The following is a 15,779-nucleotide window of genomic DNA, read 5'->3' on the forward strand; positions in this document are numbered from 1 at the left end:
TCAGGTGCGGCGGCTCAGGCGCGGCAGCCTCGGCGGCGCAGCGGTGCGCCCGGCGTCGGGCGGCACGACGACCTCCTGCACAGCGGCCACGCTCTCGCCGTCCGCGTCCACCACGAGCTCGGCGTCGACGGGCACCGACCGCTTGACGATGGCGAGGGCGATCGGGCCCTGCTCGAAGTGCCGGGCGACCGAGGTGATGCGACCGACCTCGTCGCCGTCGCGGCGCACGACCGCGCCGCGTTCAGGAAGCACCGCGTCGCTGCCGTCGAGCTGCAGGGCCACGAGCCGTCGGGGTGGATGGCCGAGGTTGTGCACCTTCGCCACCGTCTCCTGGCCGCGGTAGCAGCCCTTCGACAGGTGGACGGCGGTGCGGAGCCAGTCGACCTCGTGGGGAAGCGTCATGCCGTCGGCCTCGGTGGCCGCGCGCGGCCGCCACGCGGCGACGCGCAGGGCGTCCGCAGCCCATCGCCCGGCGACACGGCGACGGCCCGCGGCGGCATCGTCGGCGAGCCGGCGGAGGTCCTCGCGGTCGACGATCGCCTCGGCCCAGTCGCGTCCGGCGCCGGGATGCCCCTCACCGGCCGCGTACCCCCACCCTCCGATCGAGACCTCGGGCCACGGGTCGCGCCACACGGCGGACGATGCGAGGTCGGCCACTGCGGATGCCGTTCCGCCGACGACCGCCGTGTCGCCGGAACGATCGACGACCTCGACCCGCAGCCGGAACCGCATGCGCGTGAGCCAGGTGACCAGCGCCTCGAGACGCTCGACGTCGGTGATGAGCCAGGTCATCTCGCCATCGTCGACGACGGATGCCGCGTGCTCTACGTGACCATGCGGGTCGAGCACGAGCAGTTCGGTGCTCTCCCCCGGGAGCAGCTGCGTCAGCGCCTGCGACGTGAGCGAGTCGAGCCAACTGAGCCGGTCGGGGCCCGCGACCGTGACCACTGCACGGTCGCCCAGGGGTGCGACCGCACCGCCACTGTCGAGGAGCTGCTGCTCGCGCATCGGATTGCCGATGTGCGTGAGCCCCAGGTCGTCGCACACCGCTCCGTCGACGCCGGCGAAGGTCGCGCCGTCGCCCGGCATCACTCGGCCTTGGCCAGACGGGCGGACGCGTGCGAGGCGAGCTCGCCGCCGAGCGCCGCGATGTCCCACGCCCAGAGGAGGTGGCCGTCGACCAGCCCGTACATGCGAGTCGCCGCGGTGTACTCCTTCGCCCCCGCCGTGCGGACGACGGCGTCCGTCGCGAGGTCGATGCGCGGCCCGCGGACCTGCCCGAGGTAGAGCTCGCTCACGCCGTCGGAGTGCACGAGGGCGACCTCCAGGTCGAAGCCGCCTTCAGCGTTGCGGAGCGCCTCGACGTCGTCGACGGTGCGCTCGCGCCCGGGTGCGGATGCCGGAAGCAGTCCCGGTCCCGCATCCTCGGCTCCTGCCGGACGCGCGACCCTCCAATAGCCGGTCTCGGCGACCAGCGGGCGGTCGCGTGCACCGTTGTCGTCGAGGAGCCAGGCGCTGGCGGAGTAGTTCAGATAGTCGCCACCGTCGTGGCTGAAGCTCACCTGGTGCGCGAACTCGCCGGTCAGATGACCGTCGGCAGTCTCGTAGTCGATGACGCCCGAGCCCTCCCAGACTCCGAGCAGCCACGACAGCGGGACGAGGTCCGCCGGCAGGTCGGTGGGCAGCTCGAGCACGATGTCAGCGCTGGCCGCGGTAGAGGTTCTTCACGACGACACCCGACACGAAGACGATGGCGAGCGACGCCAGTCCGAGCAGGCCCACGTAGAAGATTTCGAGCGCGAGGAGATCCATGTCTCTACTCTATGCCCGCGCGGACCGTTCACGCCTGTGGCAAGCGGTTGCGGTCAGGCTCCGACGAGCGACGCGAGCCCGAACCCGATGCCGATGAAGCCCATGACGAACAGCGCGCCGAGCACGCTCACGGCCACGCGCTCGATGAAGCCGCGCACCCGTCCCAGCGCCAGCTGGACCGCGAAGGCGAGGATCAGGCAGCCACCGAGGGCCACCGGCATCCACATCGCCCGGTCTTCGGCGGGGGCGAGGATCCCCACGAGGACTGCGGCGACGGCCGCGGCGATCCAGACGGCGACGACTCCGACGACGGTGCGCGGGGGTGCGAGATCGGGCGTGGTCACCGTCCCATTGTGGCCCACCATGTCGCGCGGTGCGACGGTGCGCACAGGCCGCGCCCAGCGAACGCCTAAGATGAGGTCACGTCCCGGCCGCTCCCGGAGGAATCCCCGTTGGCACAGCTTCTCGTTCTGAGTTCCACGCACGGCGGTGGTCTCGCGCTCCCGGCGCTCGAGCTGCTCAGCCACCGGGTGCGGCAGATCCCCGCCGAACCCGCACAGCTGGTCAACGCCCCCAGCGCCGAAGTCGTCTTCGTCGACGCGCGTCATGACCTCGTGGGGGCGAAGTCGCTGTGCAAGATCCTCGGCAGCACCGGCATCGACGCACCGCTCGTGCTCATCGTCACCGAGGGCGGCCTCACCGCCGTCTCCACCGACTGGGGCATCGATGACGTCATTCTCGCGACCGCCGGCCCCGCCGAGATCGACGCGCGCATCCGTCTGGCGATCGGACGTGTGAGCAAGGAGGCGGTATCGAGCCGCATCCAGACCTCCGGCATCACGATCGACGAGTCGTCGTACTCGGCGAAGGTGCACGGACGGCCGCTCGATCTCACGTACAAGGAGTTCCAGCTGCTGCACTTCTTCGCGACGCACCCCTCGCGGGTGTTCACCCGCGAGCAGCTGCTGAGCGAGGTCTGGGGATACGACTACTTCGGCGGCACGCGCACGGTCGACGTTCACGTCCGGCGACTGCGCGCGAAGCTCGGCGACCTCGAGCAGCTGATCGGGACCGTCCGCAACGTCGGCTACCGCTTCAACGTGTACGAAGACGAGCCGGTTCCCGCCGGCGGCGCATCCGCGCAGAGCTGACTCTCCGCCTCGTTCACCGGCAGGACACGCAGGACTGCCATGATGAGGGGATGATCGACACCGAGGCTCTGGACTCCGGTCTGGGCGACGCCGACGACGACGACTTCGACCCGGCCGTCGAAGACGTCGACGCACAGCTGCCCGACCACCGCTACACCGACCGTGAGATCAGCTGGCTCGCCTTCAACCAGCGCGTGCTCGAGCTCGCCGAAGACCCGACGCTGCCGGTGCTCGAGCGGGCCAACTTCCTGGCGATCTTCGCGAGCAACCTCGACGAGTTCTTCATGGTGCGCGTCGCGGGCCTCAAGCGGCGAATCGTCACCGGCCTCGCGGTACCCACCAACGTCGGCCGAGCTCCGCAGGAGGTGCTCTCCGACATCTCCGCCGAGGCGCACGCGCTGCAGCTGCGCCACGCCGGCGCATGGGGCAACATGGTGCAGCCCGCCCTGGCGGAGGCGGGCATCGAGATCGTCGGATGGGACGACCTCGACGATTCCGAGCGCGGCCGACTGTACGACTACTTCCAGGCGCAGGTCTTCCCCGTTCTGATGCCGCTGGCCGTCGACCCGGCACACCCCTTCCCCTATATCTCGGGGCTGTCGCTGAACCTCGCGATCCGCATCCGCAACGCCAAGACCGGCCGGCAGGAGTTCGCGCGCCTGAAGGTGCCGCCGATGCTCCCCCGGTTCGTCGAGCTGAACACCGGCACGTCGGTCAAGCGCTACCTGCCGCTCGAGGACCTGATCGCGAACAACCTCGAAGACCTCTTCCCCGGCATGGAGATCCTCGAGCACCACACCTTCCGGCTCACGCGCAACGAGGATGTCGTGATCGAGGAGGACGAGACCGAGAACCTGATCCAGGCCCTCGAGGCCGAGCTGCTCCGGCGTCGCTTCGGGCCGCCGATCCGGCTCGAGGTGACCGAGGACATGGACGACGTCACGCTCGACCTGCTCCTCGGCGAGCTCGACATCACCGACCAAGAGGTCTACCGACTGCCGGGGCTGCTCGATCTGCGCGGACTCTTCGACCTCGCGCGCATCGACCGCCCCGAGCTGCGGTACAAGCCCCACGTCCCCACGACGGCGACCGCCTTCCAGCCTGCCGAGCAGAACGGGCGCACCGACTTCTTCGGCGCCATCCGCGCCGGCGACGTCCTCGTCCATCACCCGTACGAGTCGTTCACCACGAGTGTCGTCGCGTTCCTCGAGCAGGCGGCCCGCGATCCCCACGTGCTCGCCATCAAGCAGACGCTCTACCGCACCTCGGGTGACAGCCCCATCGTGCAGGCGCTGATCGACGCCGCCGAGCGCGGCAAGCAGGTGCTGGCGCTCGTCGAGGTGAAGGCCCGCTTCGACGAGGCCGCCAACATCGTGTGGGCTCGCAAGCTCGAGAAGGCCGGTGTGCACGTCGTCTACGGCCTCGTGGGGCTGAAGACCCACTGCAAGCTGCTGCACGTCATCCGCGAAGAGGACGGCACGCTCCGCAGCTACAGCCACATCGGCACCGGCAATTACAACCCCAAGACCAGCCGGCTCTACGAGGACTTCGGCCTGTTCACGAGCGACGAGCAGGTCGGCCGCGACCTGACGCGTCTGTTCAACGAGCTCAGCGGCTACGCGATCGAGAAGAAGTTCAAGCGGCTGCTGGTCGCGCCCCTCCACCTGCGGAAGGGGCTGCTTCGGCACATCGACGCCGAGCGCCGCAACGCGCTCGACGGCAAGCCCGCCCACATCCGCATCAAGGTCAACTCGATGGTCGATGAGCAGATCATCGACGCCCTGTACCGGGCGAGCCAGGCGGGGGTGCGTGTCGACGTGTGGGTGCGCGGCATCTGCTCGCTGCGCACCGACCTTCCCGGCGTCACCGACAACATCACCGTCCGGTCGATCCTCGGGCGCTATCTCGAGCACTCGCGCATCTTCACGTTCCACAACGACGGCGACACGATCGCGTACATCGGCAGCGCCGACATGATGCACCGCAACCTCGACCGCCGCGTCGAGGCCCTGGTGCGCGTCGTGGCGCCTGCCCACGTGAAGGAGCTGACGACGCTGTTCGACCTGGCGATGAGCGACTCGACCAGCTCGTGGCACCTCGGTGACGGCGGGGTGTGGACGCGCCACGCGTTCGACGACGATGGCAAGCCGCTGGTCGATCTGCAGGACCGCACCATGGCTCAGGTGCAGCGGCGCCGCCGGGCGCGGGCGGTGCGATGACCGACACCGCGGTGTACGCGGCAGGCGGAGTCGTCTGGCGGTGGGTCGACGACAAGGTCAGGGTGCTGATCATCCATCGCACCAAGTACCGCGACCTCACCCTGCCCAAGGGCAAGGTCGATCCCGGTGAGATGCTCGCCGAGACGGCCGTGCGCGAGATCCGGGAGGAGACCGGCATCTCGGTCCGGCTCGGTCCGCCCGTCGGTGTCTCGAGGTACCACCTGCCGAGCAAGAAGCAGAAGATCGTCCACTACTGGGCGGCGGAGGCGACCGACCTGGCGATCAGGATGTCGACGTTCGTACCGAACAAGGAGATCGCCGCGCTCGAGTGGATGAGTCTGAAAAAGGCTCGCAAAGCGCTCAGCTACCCCGTCGACGTCGAGATCCTCGACGAGTTCGTGCGGCTCGTCGACGAGCGCGCCATCGACACATTCCCCCTCATCGCGCTGCGGCACGCGAAAGCCGTAGCTCGCGAGGACTGGGACGGCGAGGATGCCGCGCGGCCGCTCTCGTCCCGAGGCAAGAAGCAGGCGCACGCGATCGTCGGCCCGCTCGTCGCGTTCGGCGTCCGCCGCATCATCTCGTCCGACGCGCGGCGATGCGTGCGCACCGTGACGCCCCTGGCGGCCGCGATCAGCAAGCGGATCGACAAGTCTCCGCACCTTTCGCAGGACGCCTGGGAGAACGGTCAGGCCGATGTCCGGTCGGTCGTCGGTGATCGCGTGCGCGCCCGCAAGCCGGTCGTGCTCTGCACCCACGGCCCGGTGCTGCCCGACCTCCTCAGCGAGATGGCGCTGGCCACCGGCACCCTGCGCGGGTCGTATCTCGGCAGCGCCTCGTCGCTCGAGACGGGCGCATTCTCGGTCGTGCACCTGCCGCGGGAGAACCCCGGGGCCGGGATCGTCGCAATCGAAACCCACATGCCGAAGGTGTGATCTCGCACGCGATGATCCCCCGATAGCCGCGTCTTTCCGGGGCTGGGGAGCGCCGTTCACCTTCTGTTCACCCCCACAGCGCACTCTCGTAAGGGACGGTGTCTACCGTTCGGGACGAACCTGCACCGGGTTCTCGTCATCAACATGCGAAGGATTCACACAGTGAAGCTCTCCCGACTCGCCCAGCTGGGCGCCGTGGCCGCCGTGGCCTCTCTTGCCCTCGCGGGCTGCGCTGCGAACGAAGGCGGCGCTCCCGACGCCGGCGCCGGCTCGAGCGACTCCTCGGCCCCCTCCCTCGAGGGCAACCTCGTCGGAGGCGGCGCCTCGTCGCAGGAGGTCGCCGTCCAGGCCTGGACCCAGGGCCTGCAGACCGCCAACCCCGGTCTCACGATCGACTACGACCCCTCCGGCTCGGGCACAGGACGCGAGTCGTTCCAGGCCGGCGCCGTTCAGTTCGCCGGCTCGGACCGCGCGTTCAAGACCGACGAGATCACCGCCGGCCCGTTCGAGGCGTGCGCCGAGGGCTCCGACCTCGTCGAGCTCCCGACCTACATCTCGCCGATCGCCGTCGTCTTCAACATCGACGGTGTCGACTCGCTCAACCTCGACGCCATGACGCTGGCGAAGATCTTCGCGGGCCAGATCACGACGTGGAACGACCCGGCCATCACGGCCCTCAACGAGGGTGTCGAGCTGCCCGCGACCGCGATCACCCCGGTTCACCGCTCCGACAAGTCGGGCACCACCGGCAACTTCACCGACTACCTCGGCAAGACCGCTCCCGACGTCTGGACCGCCGGTTCGGTCGAGGAGTGGCCGGCCCTCGGCGGCGAAGCCGCTCAGGGTACGTCGGGTGTCATCTCGGCCGTCGAGGGCGGCCAGGGCACCATCGGCTACGCCGACGCCTCGCGCGCCGGCGACCTCGGCACCGTCGCGATCAAGGTCGGCGAGGAATTCGTCGAGTACTCCCCCGAGGCTGCTGCCGCGATCGTCGACGCCTCGCCCGAGGAGGAGGGTCGCGCCGCCACCGACATCGCGATCAAGCTCGACCGCACCAGCACCGAGGCCGGCGTCTACCCGATCGTCCTCGTGAGCTACCTCATCGGCTGCGCCGAGTACAAGGACGCCGCGACCGCTGAGATGGTCAAGGGCTTCTTCAGCTACGCCGCGAGCGCCGAGGGCCAGGATGCCGCGGCATCCGCTGCCGGCTCCGCTCCGATCTCGGAGACCCTGCGCACGCAGGTGACCGAGGCCATCGAGGCCATCAAGTAATACGCTCCGGGTGCCCGGTCCGGTTCGCGCCGGACCGGGCACCTCGCGCGGTTCCCGTCCGTCGCACAGAATCGAAGCCATGACCACCACACCCGAGGTCACCCGCACCGGAGCCCCGAAGGCCAAGACCCGAGCGGGCGACCGCTGGTTCTCCGGCACGGCGCTCTTCGCCGGCTCGATGATCCTCGTGACCCTCGCCGCGGTCGCGATCTTCCTGGTCATCCAGTCGCTCCCCGCCTTCGTCGCCACCAACGAAGACGCCTCGATCCTGCCCGACAACTTCTGGTCGTACGTCGGGCCGCTCGTCTTCGGCACCGTCTGGGCAGCCGCGTTGGCGCTGCTCATGGCCGTGCCGCTGTCGCTCGGCGTCGCCCTCTTCATCTCGCACTACGCCCCGCGCCGGCTGGCTCAGGCACTCGGGTACGTCGTCGATCTGCTCGCGGCCGTTCCCTCCGTCGTCTTCGGTCTGTGGGGCATCGGCGTACTGGCACCCGCCGTGCAGCCGATCTACAGCTGGTTCGTCGACAACGTCGGGTGGTTCCCGCTCTTCAACGGTCCCGTCTCGAGCACGGGCCGCACGATCTTCACGGCATCTGTCGTCCTCGCGGTCATGGTCACCCCAATCATCACCGCGATCTGCCGCGAGATCTTCCTCCAGACCCCGACCCTGCACGAAGAGGCCGCGCTGGCCCTCGGGTCGACGCGCTGGGAGATGATCCGGATGGCCGTCTTCCCCTTCGCCCGCAGCGGCATCGTCTCGGCCGCCATGCTCGGCCTCGGACGAGCACTCGGCGAGACCATGGCCGTCGCCATGGTCCTGTCCGTGTCCGGCGGGGTCACGTTCGCGCTCTTCACGTCGGGCAACCCCTCGACGATCGCGGCGAACATCGCTCTCACCTTCCCCGAGGCCTACGGGACGAACGTCAACGTCCTCATCGCCACGGGCCTCATCCTCTTCGTCGTCACCTTCGCGGTGAACGCGGTCGCGCGCTACATCGTGAGCCGCCGCAAGGAATTCTCGGGGGCCAACTGACATGACCGCGACTCTCACTCCCCCGAGCACGTCGGCGCGCAGCGCTTCGACGAGCCTCACCACGGGGCACCTGCCCAAGTGGGGGCCTTGGGCGATCCTCGGCGCCTCGCTCGTGGTCGTCGGCATCTTCTTCGGCGTCATCGCCGCGGCATCCGGCGATGCGCTCAACGTCCCCGGATGGCTGATCCTGTCGGCCGTGGCATACCTCGTGCTCATCACGGCGGTCTCGGCCGCCGTGGAAGGCCGCCGCAAGTCGGTCGACCGCCTGGTGACCGGGGTCGTCACCGTCGCGTTCCTCATCGCGATGGTGCCGCTCGTCTCGGTGGCCTTCACCGTCATCACGCTCGGCGCTCCCAGCTGGAGCGGCGAGTTCTTCAGCTCGTCGATGCGCAACGTCGTCGGTGAAGGCGGCGGCGCGCTGCACGCCATCATGGGCACGGTCCTGATCACTCTCGCCGCAGCTGTGATCTCGATCCCGATCGGCATCTTCACCGCGATCTACCTCATCGAGTACGGCCAGGGGAAGCGTCTGGCTCAGGGCATCACGTTCCTCGTCGACGTCATGACGGGCATCCCGTCGATCGTCGCGGGCCTGTTCGCCTACGCCCTGTTCGCGCTCTTCCTCGGCCCCGGCATCCGCCTGGGCATCATGGGGTCGGTCGCACTCGCCGTGCTGATGATCCCGGTCGTCGTCCGCTCGACCGAGGAGATGCTGCGTCTCGTCCCCAACGAGCTGCGCGAGGCGTCGTACGCGCTCGGTGTGCCCAAGTGGCTCACGATCGCCAAGGTCGTGCTCCCCACCGCCATCGCCGGTATCACCACCGGTGTGATGCTCTCGATCTCGCGCGTCATCGGCGAGACCGCCCCGCTGCTGATCACCGCCGGCTTCACGGCATCCATGAACTACGACCTCTTCAACGGTCGTATGCAGACCCTGCCGGTCTTCACCTACACCCAGTACATGAACCAGGGCATCCCCGCCGAGGCCTTCGTCGGCCGCGCCTGGGCTTCGGCTCTGACCCTCATCGTCATCGTGATGCTGTTGAACCTCGTGGCGCGCCTGATCGCCAAGTTCTTCGCACCCAAGACCGGCCGCTGACCCGAAAGAAGAAACCTCCGTGTCCAAGAGCATCGAAGTCAACGACCTCAACGTCTACTACGGCGACTTCCTCGCCGTCGAGGGTGTCTCCCTCGACATCGAACCCCGCAGCGTCACCGCCTTCATCGGCCCGTCGGGCTGCGGCAAGTCGACCTTCCTGCGCACCCTGAACCGCATGCACGAGGTCATCCCCGGCGCTCGCGTCGAGGGCAGCGTTCTGCTCGATGGCGACAACCTGTATGGCCCCGGGGTCGACCCGGTGCTCGTGCGCCGTCAGGTCGGCATGGTGTTCCAGCGGCCGAACCCGTTCCCGACCATGTCGATCCGCGAGAACGTGCTGGCCGGCGTCAAGCTCAACAACCGTCGCATCTCGAAGTCGGACGCCGACGCCCTCGTCGAGAAGTCGCTGCGCGGCGCGAACCTCTGGAACGAGGTCAAGGACCGCCTCGACAAGCCCGGCTCAGGCCTCTCGGGCGGACAGCAGCAGCGTCTGTGCATCGCTCGCGCGATCGCGGTCTCGCCCGACGTGCTGCTGATGGACGAGCCCTGCTCGGCCCTCGACCCGATCTCGACGTTCGCGATCGAGGAGCTCATCCAGGAGCTCAAGAGCGACTACACCGTCGTCATCGTCACGCACAACATGCAGCAGGCGTCGCGCGTCAGCGACAAGACCGCGTTCTTCAACATCGCCGGAACCGGCAAGCCCGGCAAGCTCATCGAGTACGACGACACGACGTCGATCTTCACCACCCCGTCCGTGCAGGCTACCGAGGACTACGTCTCCGGCCGCTTCGGGTGAGTCGAGCCCCCGGCTCGTCGTGGGCCGGGTCCGGCAAGGGCCGGGATGCAAGGGATCGTGCGCGACGCGCCGGTGCGAGGACTCCTCGCCCGGCGCGTCGCCGTTTCCGCCTTGCATCCCGGTGCGGCGGGCTGCGTCGGGCGTTCGGGCGGCCGTCGTGCCCGGATGCAAGGGATCCGTGCCGGCACCCCGGTGAGGATGCCGTTCGGGCGGGGTGTCGGGGCGAACCGCGGCGGTCGATTCCGGCCGTCTCAGCCGCATCCGGATCGGCATGTACGCTTCCCCCGGCGCGTGCGCCTCGGCCCGAGCCATTGCAGCGCACGGCGGCTCGATGGCATGCGTGACGGCCGCGAGGCATCACGGCCTCTGGACCCTCGATGACGACGACGAACCGCACGTATGGCTGAAGACCGGCCAGCGAGCCCACCACGACGGGTCCTGCGGGTGCATCGAGCACTGGGACCGAGATGCGCGTGACGCGGCATCCGGTCCTCTTCCCCTCCGGCAGGTGCTGTGCCAGATCCTCGGATGCCGCGGTCCCGAGCACTTCTTCGTCACGCTCGAATCCGCGCTGCGACAGCGCCACCTCACGAGGGACGATCTGCGGTGGCTCCGCCGGCACACCAATGCCCGCGGCCGGGAGGCGCTGCGCCTCGCTCGAACGGATGCTGACAGCGGACTCGAGTCGCTCCTGCGCTGGCGTCTACGGAAGCACGGCCTCCGGGTGAGGACGCAGGTCTCCGTCTTCGGAGTCGGCGTCGTCGACGCGCTGATCGGCGACCGGCTCATCGTCGAGCTCGACGGCATGGCCAATCACCACGGCGAGGCGAAGCGCCACAAAGACCTCACTCGCGACGCGAACGCCGCCTCATGGGGTTACGTGACACTGCGCTTCGACTACGCGCTCGTCGTCCACGACTGGGAGCTCGTCGAGTCCGCCGTCCTCGGCGCCCTGCGCTCCCACCCGAGCCTGCAGCTCGCGGCATCCGCCTGATGCCCACTCCACACCTTCGGCCTCGACCGCCGAGACCGGGGGTCAGTCGCGCGGCGAGAGCAGGTAGGCGTTGAGGGATGCCGTGAACTCGGGGTCACTGTCGAGAGCGGCGCCGTCGAGCTCGATGATGGGTGCCGCGAGCCGGACGCTCGACACCAGCCACGCGGCATCCGCACGCCGCAGCTCGTCGACCGGGATCGTCTCGTATGCCGTCTCGAAGCCGCGCTCGGCGAGATGGTCGAACAGGCTCAGCTGCGTCGTGCCGTGCAGGATGCCGCCGTTGGGCGCCGGCGTGACGAACGTGTCGCCGCGCCGCAGAACGAGGGATGCCGTCGGCGCCTCCAGCACGAAGCCGTCGGAGCTGAGGAAGATCGCGTCGTCAGCGCCGCGCCGGTGCGCCTCGCGCAGGGCGGCCATGTTCACGGCGTACGACAGGGTCTTCGCGCCCAGCAGCAGCCACGGAGCCCGCGCCGGCGCATCGATGGAGTAGCCGCGGTCGAGCGTCACGACGCGGACGCCGTGGGTGCGTGCCCGGGTGAAGTCCGCCGCGGCGGATGCCGTCGCCCAGGCCGTCGGGGTCGGTCCGTGCTCGATGCCGCGGCTGAGGATCAGCTTCACGACTCCCTCTCCCGAACCGCATTCGGATGCCGCGACAGCCACGGCCGCCCACCACTGGGCGATGTTCGGCACCGGCAGGTCGCAGAGCTCGGCGGAGTGCGCCAGGCGCTCGAGGTGCGCCTCGACCTCCTGGGGGTGGCCGTCGACCACGCCGATCGACTCGAAGATGCCGTCGCCGCGCTGGGTGCTGAGCTCCCCCACCGTCAGCGCGGGGGCCGCGGGATCGACCGCGGTGAAGGTCGACGCGAAGTCCAACCGGGTGTCATCCGCCGCGAGCGGGTCGATCATCAGCGCGAAACGCAGTGCCATGCGCCGAGCCTACGACGCGCCCGGTGCCGGGATGCACGACATCCTGCGCGACACCCCGGTACGGATGCCGCTCCCCCGGCGCGTCGCCCACGATCCCTTGCATCGCGGCCCGCCCGCCGCCGCCCGCGAGCCCCCTCCAGTACCGGCCGACCACCGGTTTTGTCTACCCCGGGAATGCCCACGTCCGAGGCTCCGTTAGACTGTATGTGCCGGGCCGCAGTAACCCCGGGCTCCATCTTCAGCCGCTGCGAGCGGCCACGCGCCGAGAGGCGTTCTGCGGCCCGGCACTTCTCTTTTCCGGGGTCTTTGCCGGCTTTCTCTCCGGACGCCGGCGCTGCCTCAGGTGAGAGCTTCGCGGCGCCACAAGCCAGCGCACGACCCCAGGTCGTCGGCGTAGGTGCTTAGCCGGAGGGCGCGCGCGGTCAGCGCCGACGAACGGTCGGGTTCGCTGACGTCGTGGTCGTCGGCCACCGAGGTCGCTCCGGCGGATTGCACGCGGCAGAACGACGCGGCGCGTTCGAGCGCAACCGCGAAGTCGCCGCGGAAGACGCCGCGCATGATCACGTCGATGAGGGCCACGAGCTCTTCCGGCCCCGCCGGTGTGGGAGCCCCCGCGATCACTTCGTCGGCAGAACGCAGCACGACCCGTCCGCGTTCATAGAGCAGCGCGGCGGTGCGCGGGTCGCGGTGGATCATCAGCTGCAGGAGGTACAGCCGCCAGAGCGCGCCCGGCAGCGACTTCGCGGGCGATCGCGACCACAGCTCGGCGACGGTGTCGATGCCGTGCTCGGCGGTGAATCCGACGAGGCGGTCGACCACGGCGTCGCTCGGGTCTTCGCGCACCCGCGACAACAGGGCACCCGCGGTCGCGTGGGCGACGCGAGACACCTCCGCCGGATCTTCACCCGCGAAGTGCCGATCGAACTCGTCGGCGGGTCGCCGAACGGGCTTGTGGTAGTCCCGGGATCCGTCCGTCATCATTCCAGGCTAAGCGAGAGCGGCAGCCCTCCGGCCCTCGCGGGCACAAGCTGGAAACGACGAAACGGCCGGCCCACGCGGGGCCAGCCGTTCCGCTGCCGGATAACGGGGTCGGGCAGTCAGGCGCTCGTCGGGATCGCGACGATGGGGTCGGTGGTGGGCAGGCCGCTCGGCGACCCGCCGCTCTGCTCGATGGTGAGGGCGATGACGTCCTCAGGCTGCATGTCACCCTCGAGAAGCATGGCGGCCGAACCGTCGCTCGATTCGAACGCGCCCGCCGGGATCGGCGCGCTGCCGCGCACGAACCATGCCTCGTACGACTGGTCGTCGGCGATCTCGGGCAGGCCTTCGGCGACGAGCACGACGCCGTCGACGCTCGGCGACCAGTGAACAGTGGCTTCGCCGCCGTCCACGAGTTGTGCGGTGCTCGACTGGGCGTCGTCGGAGCGCTCGATCTGTGCGAGCACGCTCTCGGCGGACGGCGCGCGCATGCCCTGCGTCAGGGTGCCGACGCCCCAGCCGATGCCGACGAGCAACGCGATCGAGGCGGTCAGGGCGAACAGGCTGCGCGTCCAGTTGCGACGCTGCACCAGCTGCACTTCCTCGGTCACGGGAGAGCCGACGGAGTAGCCGGATGCCGCGGCCCGCGGGTCGTCGTCTTGGAGCTCGTCCGCCGGGTCGGCGATGTCGTCTTCGTGGCGCGGCGCTTCGACGGGTGCGGACGTCTCGGCCTGCGGCTCGACGGCGTCGGACGCACCGATCTGCGCGAGCAGGCTCGCTTTCAGGCCGGGCGGGGGCGTCACATCGGCGACACCTTCCGACAGCAGAGCCGCCGCTTCGGCATCCGCCTCGACCAGGGGCATCCACTCGGGGTGCGCGTCGAGGGCCTCGCGATAGGCGAGCTCGTCCTCAGGCGACAGCGCTCCGAGCGCGTACCCTGCCGAGAGCTCGGCGAATGTCTGTTCGTTCACGATGTCACCCCCATTGCACTACGGAGCTTGGTCAATCCATCACGCATCCGTGTCTTGATCGTTCCGAGCGGCGCTCCCACCAGCGCTGCGATCTCGCTTTGACTGTAACCCCCGTAGTAGGCGAGGGTGATGGCCTCTCGTTGCGCCTCGGGTAGAGAGCTGAGAGCCCGAGCGACGCGCCGTCCTTCGATGCGCAGCTCCACCTGTTCGGCGACGCCTTCGGGCTGTGTCGCCATCTCTCGGTAGCCCGCACGTACATCGCGATCGCTGCTCGCCTGCGACGACCGGACTCGGTCTACCGCTCGGCGGTGGGCGATCGTGAGAACCCACGATCTTCCTTGCCCCTTCTTCGGAGCGAACGTCGAAGCGGATTGCCACACCTCGAGGAAGACCTCCTGGAGCACTTCCTCGCTCTGCGCGCGGTCGACCAGCACGCGCAGGATGAGTCCGAAGACCCGCCCCGACAGGGTGTCGTACAGGCGGGCGAAAGCACTGTGGTCACCGTCGGCGCAACGCTGGATCAGCTCCGCGACGTGATCCGTCGACGGCCCGTCGTCGGGCACGTCCATTCCATCTATGACCATCGCTACCAGCATGCCGCATCCTCCGACCTGTTCCCGGATGCAGCGCCGACCTGTTATCGGTTCTCTACCTGCCGCGCTTCGCGGCCACGGTCGTCACGGCATCCGTGTCGCCCTTCTTCCTATGAGAGGGGTGCTTCGGATGCCTGAAAACTCGGTTTCGAACTTTCTTGAACTTTTTCCGATCCGATCGGTGGGGGCCTCCGAAGAACCCTCGACGCCGGGGACGGACCCACGGCGGAGAACACACGGAGGCAATCATGCTCAGCACCAAGAAGAAGTTCACTGCTGCCCTGGCCCTCGGCTTCGCCGGAGCCCTCGCTCTGTCGGCCTGCTCGTCGGGATCGGGTGACACCATGACCGAGGAGACCGAGGCCCCCTCGTCGTCCGCCGCTCCCATGGAGACGGCTTCGCCCGACGCTTCGATGGACCCGGCCGCCAACCTCGTCGGCCCCGGCTGTGCCGACTACGCCGCAGCCGTTCCGGACGGATCCGGCTCGGTCGCCGGCATGGCTCAGGACCCGGTGGCAACCGCAGCTTCGAACAACCCGCTGCTCACCACCCTCGTCGCCGCCGTCAGCGGACAGCTCAACCCTGACGTCGACCTCGTCGACACGCTGAACGGTGACGAGTTCACCGTCTTCGCTCCCGTCGACGACGCTTTCGCGAAGATCGACCCCGCCACCATCGAGTCGCTGAAGACCGACTCGGCGACCCTCACGTCGATCCTCACCTACCACGTCGTGCCCGGCCAGATCGCGCCCGACGAGATCGACGGCACCCACACCACCGTCAACGGTGCCGACCTGACCGTCACCGGCTCGGGCGACAACATCATGGTCAACGACAGCGCCGCGGTCATCTGCGGTGGCGTCACGACGGCCAACGCCACGGTCTACCTCATCGACACGGTGCTGATGCCCCCGATGTGACCCGAACAGCCGCGGTGAGGGGTTCCCGCGGCACGGCCTCGGTATCTCCGTGGCCGAGGCGAAGCCGCCGGTGCGA

16 protein-coding genes are annotated in these 15,779 nt (G+C 69.1%); 9 read left to right on the plus strand and 7 right to left on the minus strand.

The window, feature by feature from the left end:
• The 3 genes from ygfZ to ACLBWJ_RS12595 form a co-directional block, all read right to left on the minus strand.
• Positions 1-1,089, minus strand: a complete 1,089-nt coding sequence (ygfZ, locus tag ACLBWJ_RS12585) for a CAF17-like 4Fe-4S cluster assembly/insertion protein YgfZ (RefSeq protein WP_269267606.1) — start codon at positions 1,087-1,089, stop codon at positions 1-3.
• The gene (locus tag ACLBWJ_RS12590; RefSeq protein WP_274178674.1) at positions 1,089-1,694 is read right to left on the minus strand and encodes a nitrobindin family protein; all 606 of its coding nucleotides are present in this window, start codon (positions 1,692-1,694) and stop codon (positions 1,089-1,091) included. Before ACLBWJ_RS12590 ends, ygfZ begins: the two co-directional genes overlap by 1 nt.
• A gap of 171 nt (positions 1,695-1,865) precedes the next feature.
• On the minus strand, positions 1,866-2,156 hold the full coding sequence (locus ACLBWJ_RS12595; protein WP_274178675.1) for a hypothetical protein: 291 nt from the start codon (positions 2,154-2,156) through the stop codon (positions 1,866-1,868).
• Between the two features lie 108 nt (positions 2,157-2,264).
• Between ACLBWJ_RS12595 and ACLBWJ_RS12600 the strand changes: the two genes are divergently transcribed.
• The 8 genes from ACLBWJ_RS12600 to ACLBWJ_RS12635 all read left to right on the plus strand — a co-directional run bounded on the left by ACLBWJ_RS12600 (position 2,265) and on the right by ACLBWJ_RS12635 (position 11,314).
• Positions 2,265-2,963, plus strand: a complete 699-nt coding sequence (locus ACLBWJ_RS12600) for a winged helix-turn-helix domain-containing protein (protein WP_112617138.1) — start codon at positions 2,265-2,267, stop codon at positions 2,961-2,963.
• A gap of 50 nt (positions 2,964-3,013) precedes the next feature.
• Complete coding sequence (locus ACLBWJ_RS12605) at positions 3,014-5,182, plus strand: RNA degradosome polyphosphate kinase (protein WP_447660426.1); 2,169 nt, start codon at positions 3,014-3,016, stop codon at positions 5,180-5,182.
• Positions 5,179-6,117 carry an NUDIX hydrolase gene (locus ACLBWJ_RS12610; RefSeq protein ID WP_274178676.1) on the plus strand — a complete coding sequence of 313 codons (939 nt, stop codon included), beginning with the start codon at positions 5,179-5,181 and terminating at the stop codon, positions 6,115-6,117. The genes ACLBWJ_RS12605 and ACLBWJ_RS12610 overlap by 4 nt, the downstream gene beginning before the upstream one ends.
• Positions 6,118-6,279: 162 nt before the next feature.
• Entirely contained in the window at positions 6,280-7,389 is a 1,110-nt protein-coding gene (gene pstS, locus ACLBWJ_RS12615) for a phosphate ABC transporter substrate-binding protein PstS (protein WP_112617141.1), read from the plus strand.
• A gap of 79 nt (positions 7,390-7,468) precedes the next feature.
• Positions 7,469-8,422: a phosphate ABC transporter permease subunit PstC gene (gene pstC / locus ACLBWJ_RS12620; protein WP_112617142.1), complete on the plus strand. Its 954-nt coding sequence runs from the start codon at positions 7,469-7,471 to the stop codon at positions 8,420-8,422.
• A 1-nt stretch (position 8,423) separates the two neighbouring features.
• Positions 8,424-9,521 (plus strand): phosphate ABC transporter permease PstA, encoded by a 1,098-nt coding sequence (pstA, locus tag ACLBWJ_RS12625; RefSeq protein WP_112617143.1) that lies wholly within the window; start codon positions 8,424-8,426, stop codon positions 9,519-9,521.
• 19 nt (positions 9,522-9,540) lie between these two features.
• A complete protein-coding gene (pstB, locus tag ACLBWJ_RS12630) occupies positions 9,541-10,320 on the plus strand; it encodes a phosphate ABC transporter ATP-binding protein PstB (RefSeq protein ID WP_112617144.1) in 780 nt (259 codons plus the stop codon).
• 214 nt (positions 10,321-10,534) lie between these two features.
• Positions 10,535-11,314, plus strand: a complete 780-nt coding sequence (locus ACLBWJ_RS12635) for an endonuclease domain-containing protein (RefSeq protein ID WP_447660427.1) — start codon at positions 10,535-10,537, stop codon at positions 11,312-11,314.
• 42 nt (positions 11,315-11,356) lie between these two features.
• Here ACLBWJ_RS12635 and ACLBWJ_RS12640 read toward each other — a convergent pair whose 3' ends face one another.
• The 4 genes from ACLBWJ_RS12640 to sigK form a co-directional block, all read right to left on the minus strand.
• Complete coding sequence (locus ACLBWJ_RS12640) at positions 11,357-12,241, minus strand: aminodeoxychorismate lyase (protein WP_447660428.1); 885 nt, start codon at positions 12,239-12,241, stop codon at positions 11,357-11,359.
• Between the two features lie 339 nt (positions 12,242-12,580).
• Positions 12,581-13,219: a hypothetical protein gene (locus ACLBWJ_RS12645; protein WP_036306059.1), complete on the minus strand. Its 639-nt coding sequence runs from the start codon at positions 13,217-13,219 to the stop codon at positions 12,581-12,583.
• A gap of 119 nt (positions 13,220-13,338) precedes the next feature.
• Positions 13,339-14,190, minus strand: coding sequence for an anti-sigma factor (locus ACLBWJ_RS12650; protein ID WP_447660429.1), 852 nt, complete (start codon positions 14,188-14,190; stop codon positions 13,339-13,341).
• On the minus strand, positions 14,187-14,786 hold the full coding sequence (gene sigK, locus ACLBWJ_RS12655; RefSeq protein WP_274178682.1) for an ECF RNA polymerase sigma factor SigK: 600 nt from the start codon (positions 14,784-14,786) through the stop codon (positions 14,187-14,189). Before sigK ends, ACLBWJ_RS12650 begins: the two co-directional genes overlap by 4 nt.
• A 245-nt stretch (positions 14,787-15,031) precedes the next feature.
• On the opposite strand from sigK, the gene ACLBWJ_RS12660 reads away from it, so the two are divergent.
• Positions 15,032-15,703: a fasciclin domain-containing protein gene (locus ACLBWJ_RS12660; protein ID WP_274178683.1), complete on the plus strand. Its 672-nt coding sequence runs from the start codon at positions 15,032-15,034 to the stop codon at positions 15,701-15,703.
• The last annotated feature ends 76 nt before the right edge of the window (positions 15,704-15,779 follow it).

Source organism: Microbacterium sp. M4A5_1d (genome assembly GCF_053345465.1).

What these genes read in the sequence shown, in the direction of transcription:
- ygfZ (WP_269267606.1), bottom strand. Translation starts at nt 1,089, where the DNA reads ATGCCGGGCGACGGCGCGACCTTCGCCGGCGTCGACGGAGCGGTGTGC.
- ACLBWJ_RS12605 (WP_447660426.1), top strand. Translation starts at nt 3,014, where the DNA reads ATGATCGACACCGAGGCTCTGGACTCCGGTCTGGGCGACGCCGACGAC.
- ACLBWJ_RS12610 (WP_274178676.1), top strand. Translation starts at nt 5,179, where the DNA reads ATGACCGACACCGCGGTGTACGCGGCAGGCGGAGTCGTCTGGCGGTGG.
- pstC (WP_112617142.1), top strand. Translation starts at nt 7,469, where the DNA reads ATGACCACCACACCCGAGGTCACCCGCACCGGAGCCCCGAAGGCCAAG.
- pstA (WP_112617143.1), top strand. Translation starts at nt 8,424, where the DNA reads ATGACCGCGACTCTCACTCCCCCGAGCACGTCGGCGCGCAGCGCTTCG.
- ACLBWJ_RS12640 (WP_447660428.1), bottom strand. Translation starts at nt 12,241, where the DNA reads ATGGCACTGCGTTTCGCGCTGATGATCGACCCGCTCGCGGCGGATGAC.
- ACLBWJ_RS12645 (WP_036306059.1), bottom strand. Translation starts at nt 13,219, where the DNA reads ATGACGGACGGATCCCGGGACTACCACAAGCCCGTTCGGCGACCCGCC.
- sigK (WP_274178682.1), bottom strand. Translation starts at nt 14,786, where the DNA reads ATGCTGGTAGCGATGGTCATAGATGGAATGGACGTGCCCGACGACGGG.
- ACLBWJ_RS12660 (WP_274178683.1), top strand. Translation starts at nt 15,032, where the DNA reads ATGCTCAGCACCAAGAAGAAGTTCACTGCTGCCCTGGCCCTCGGCTTC.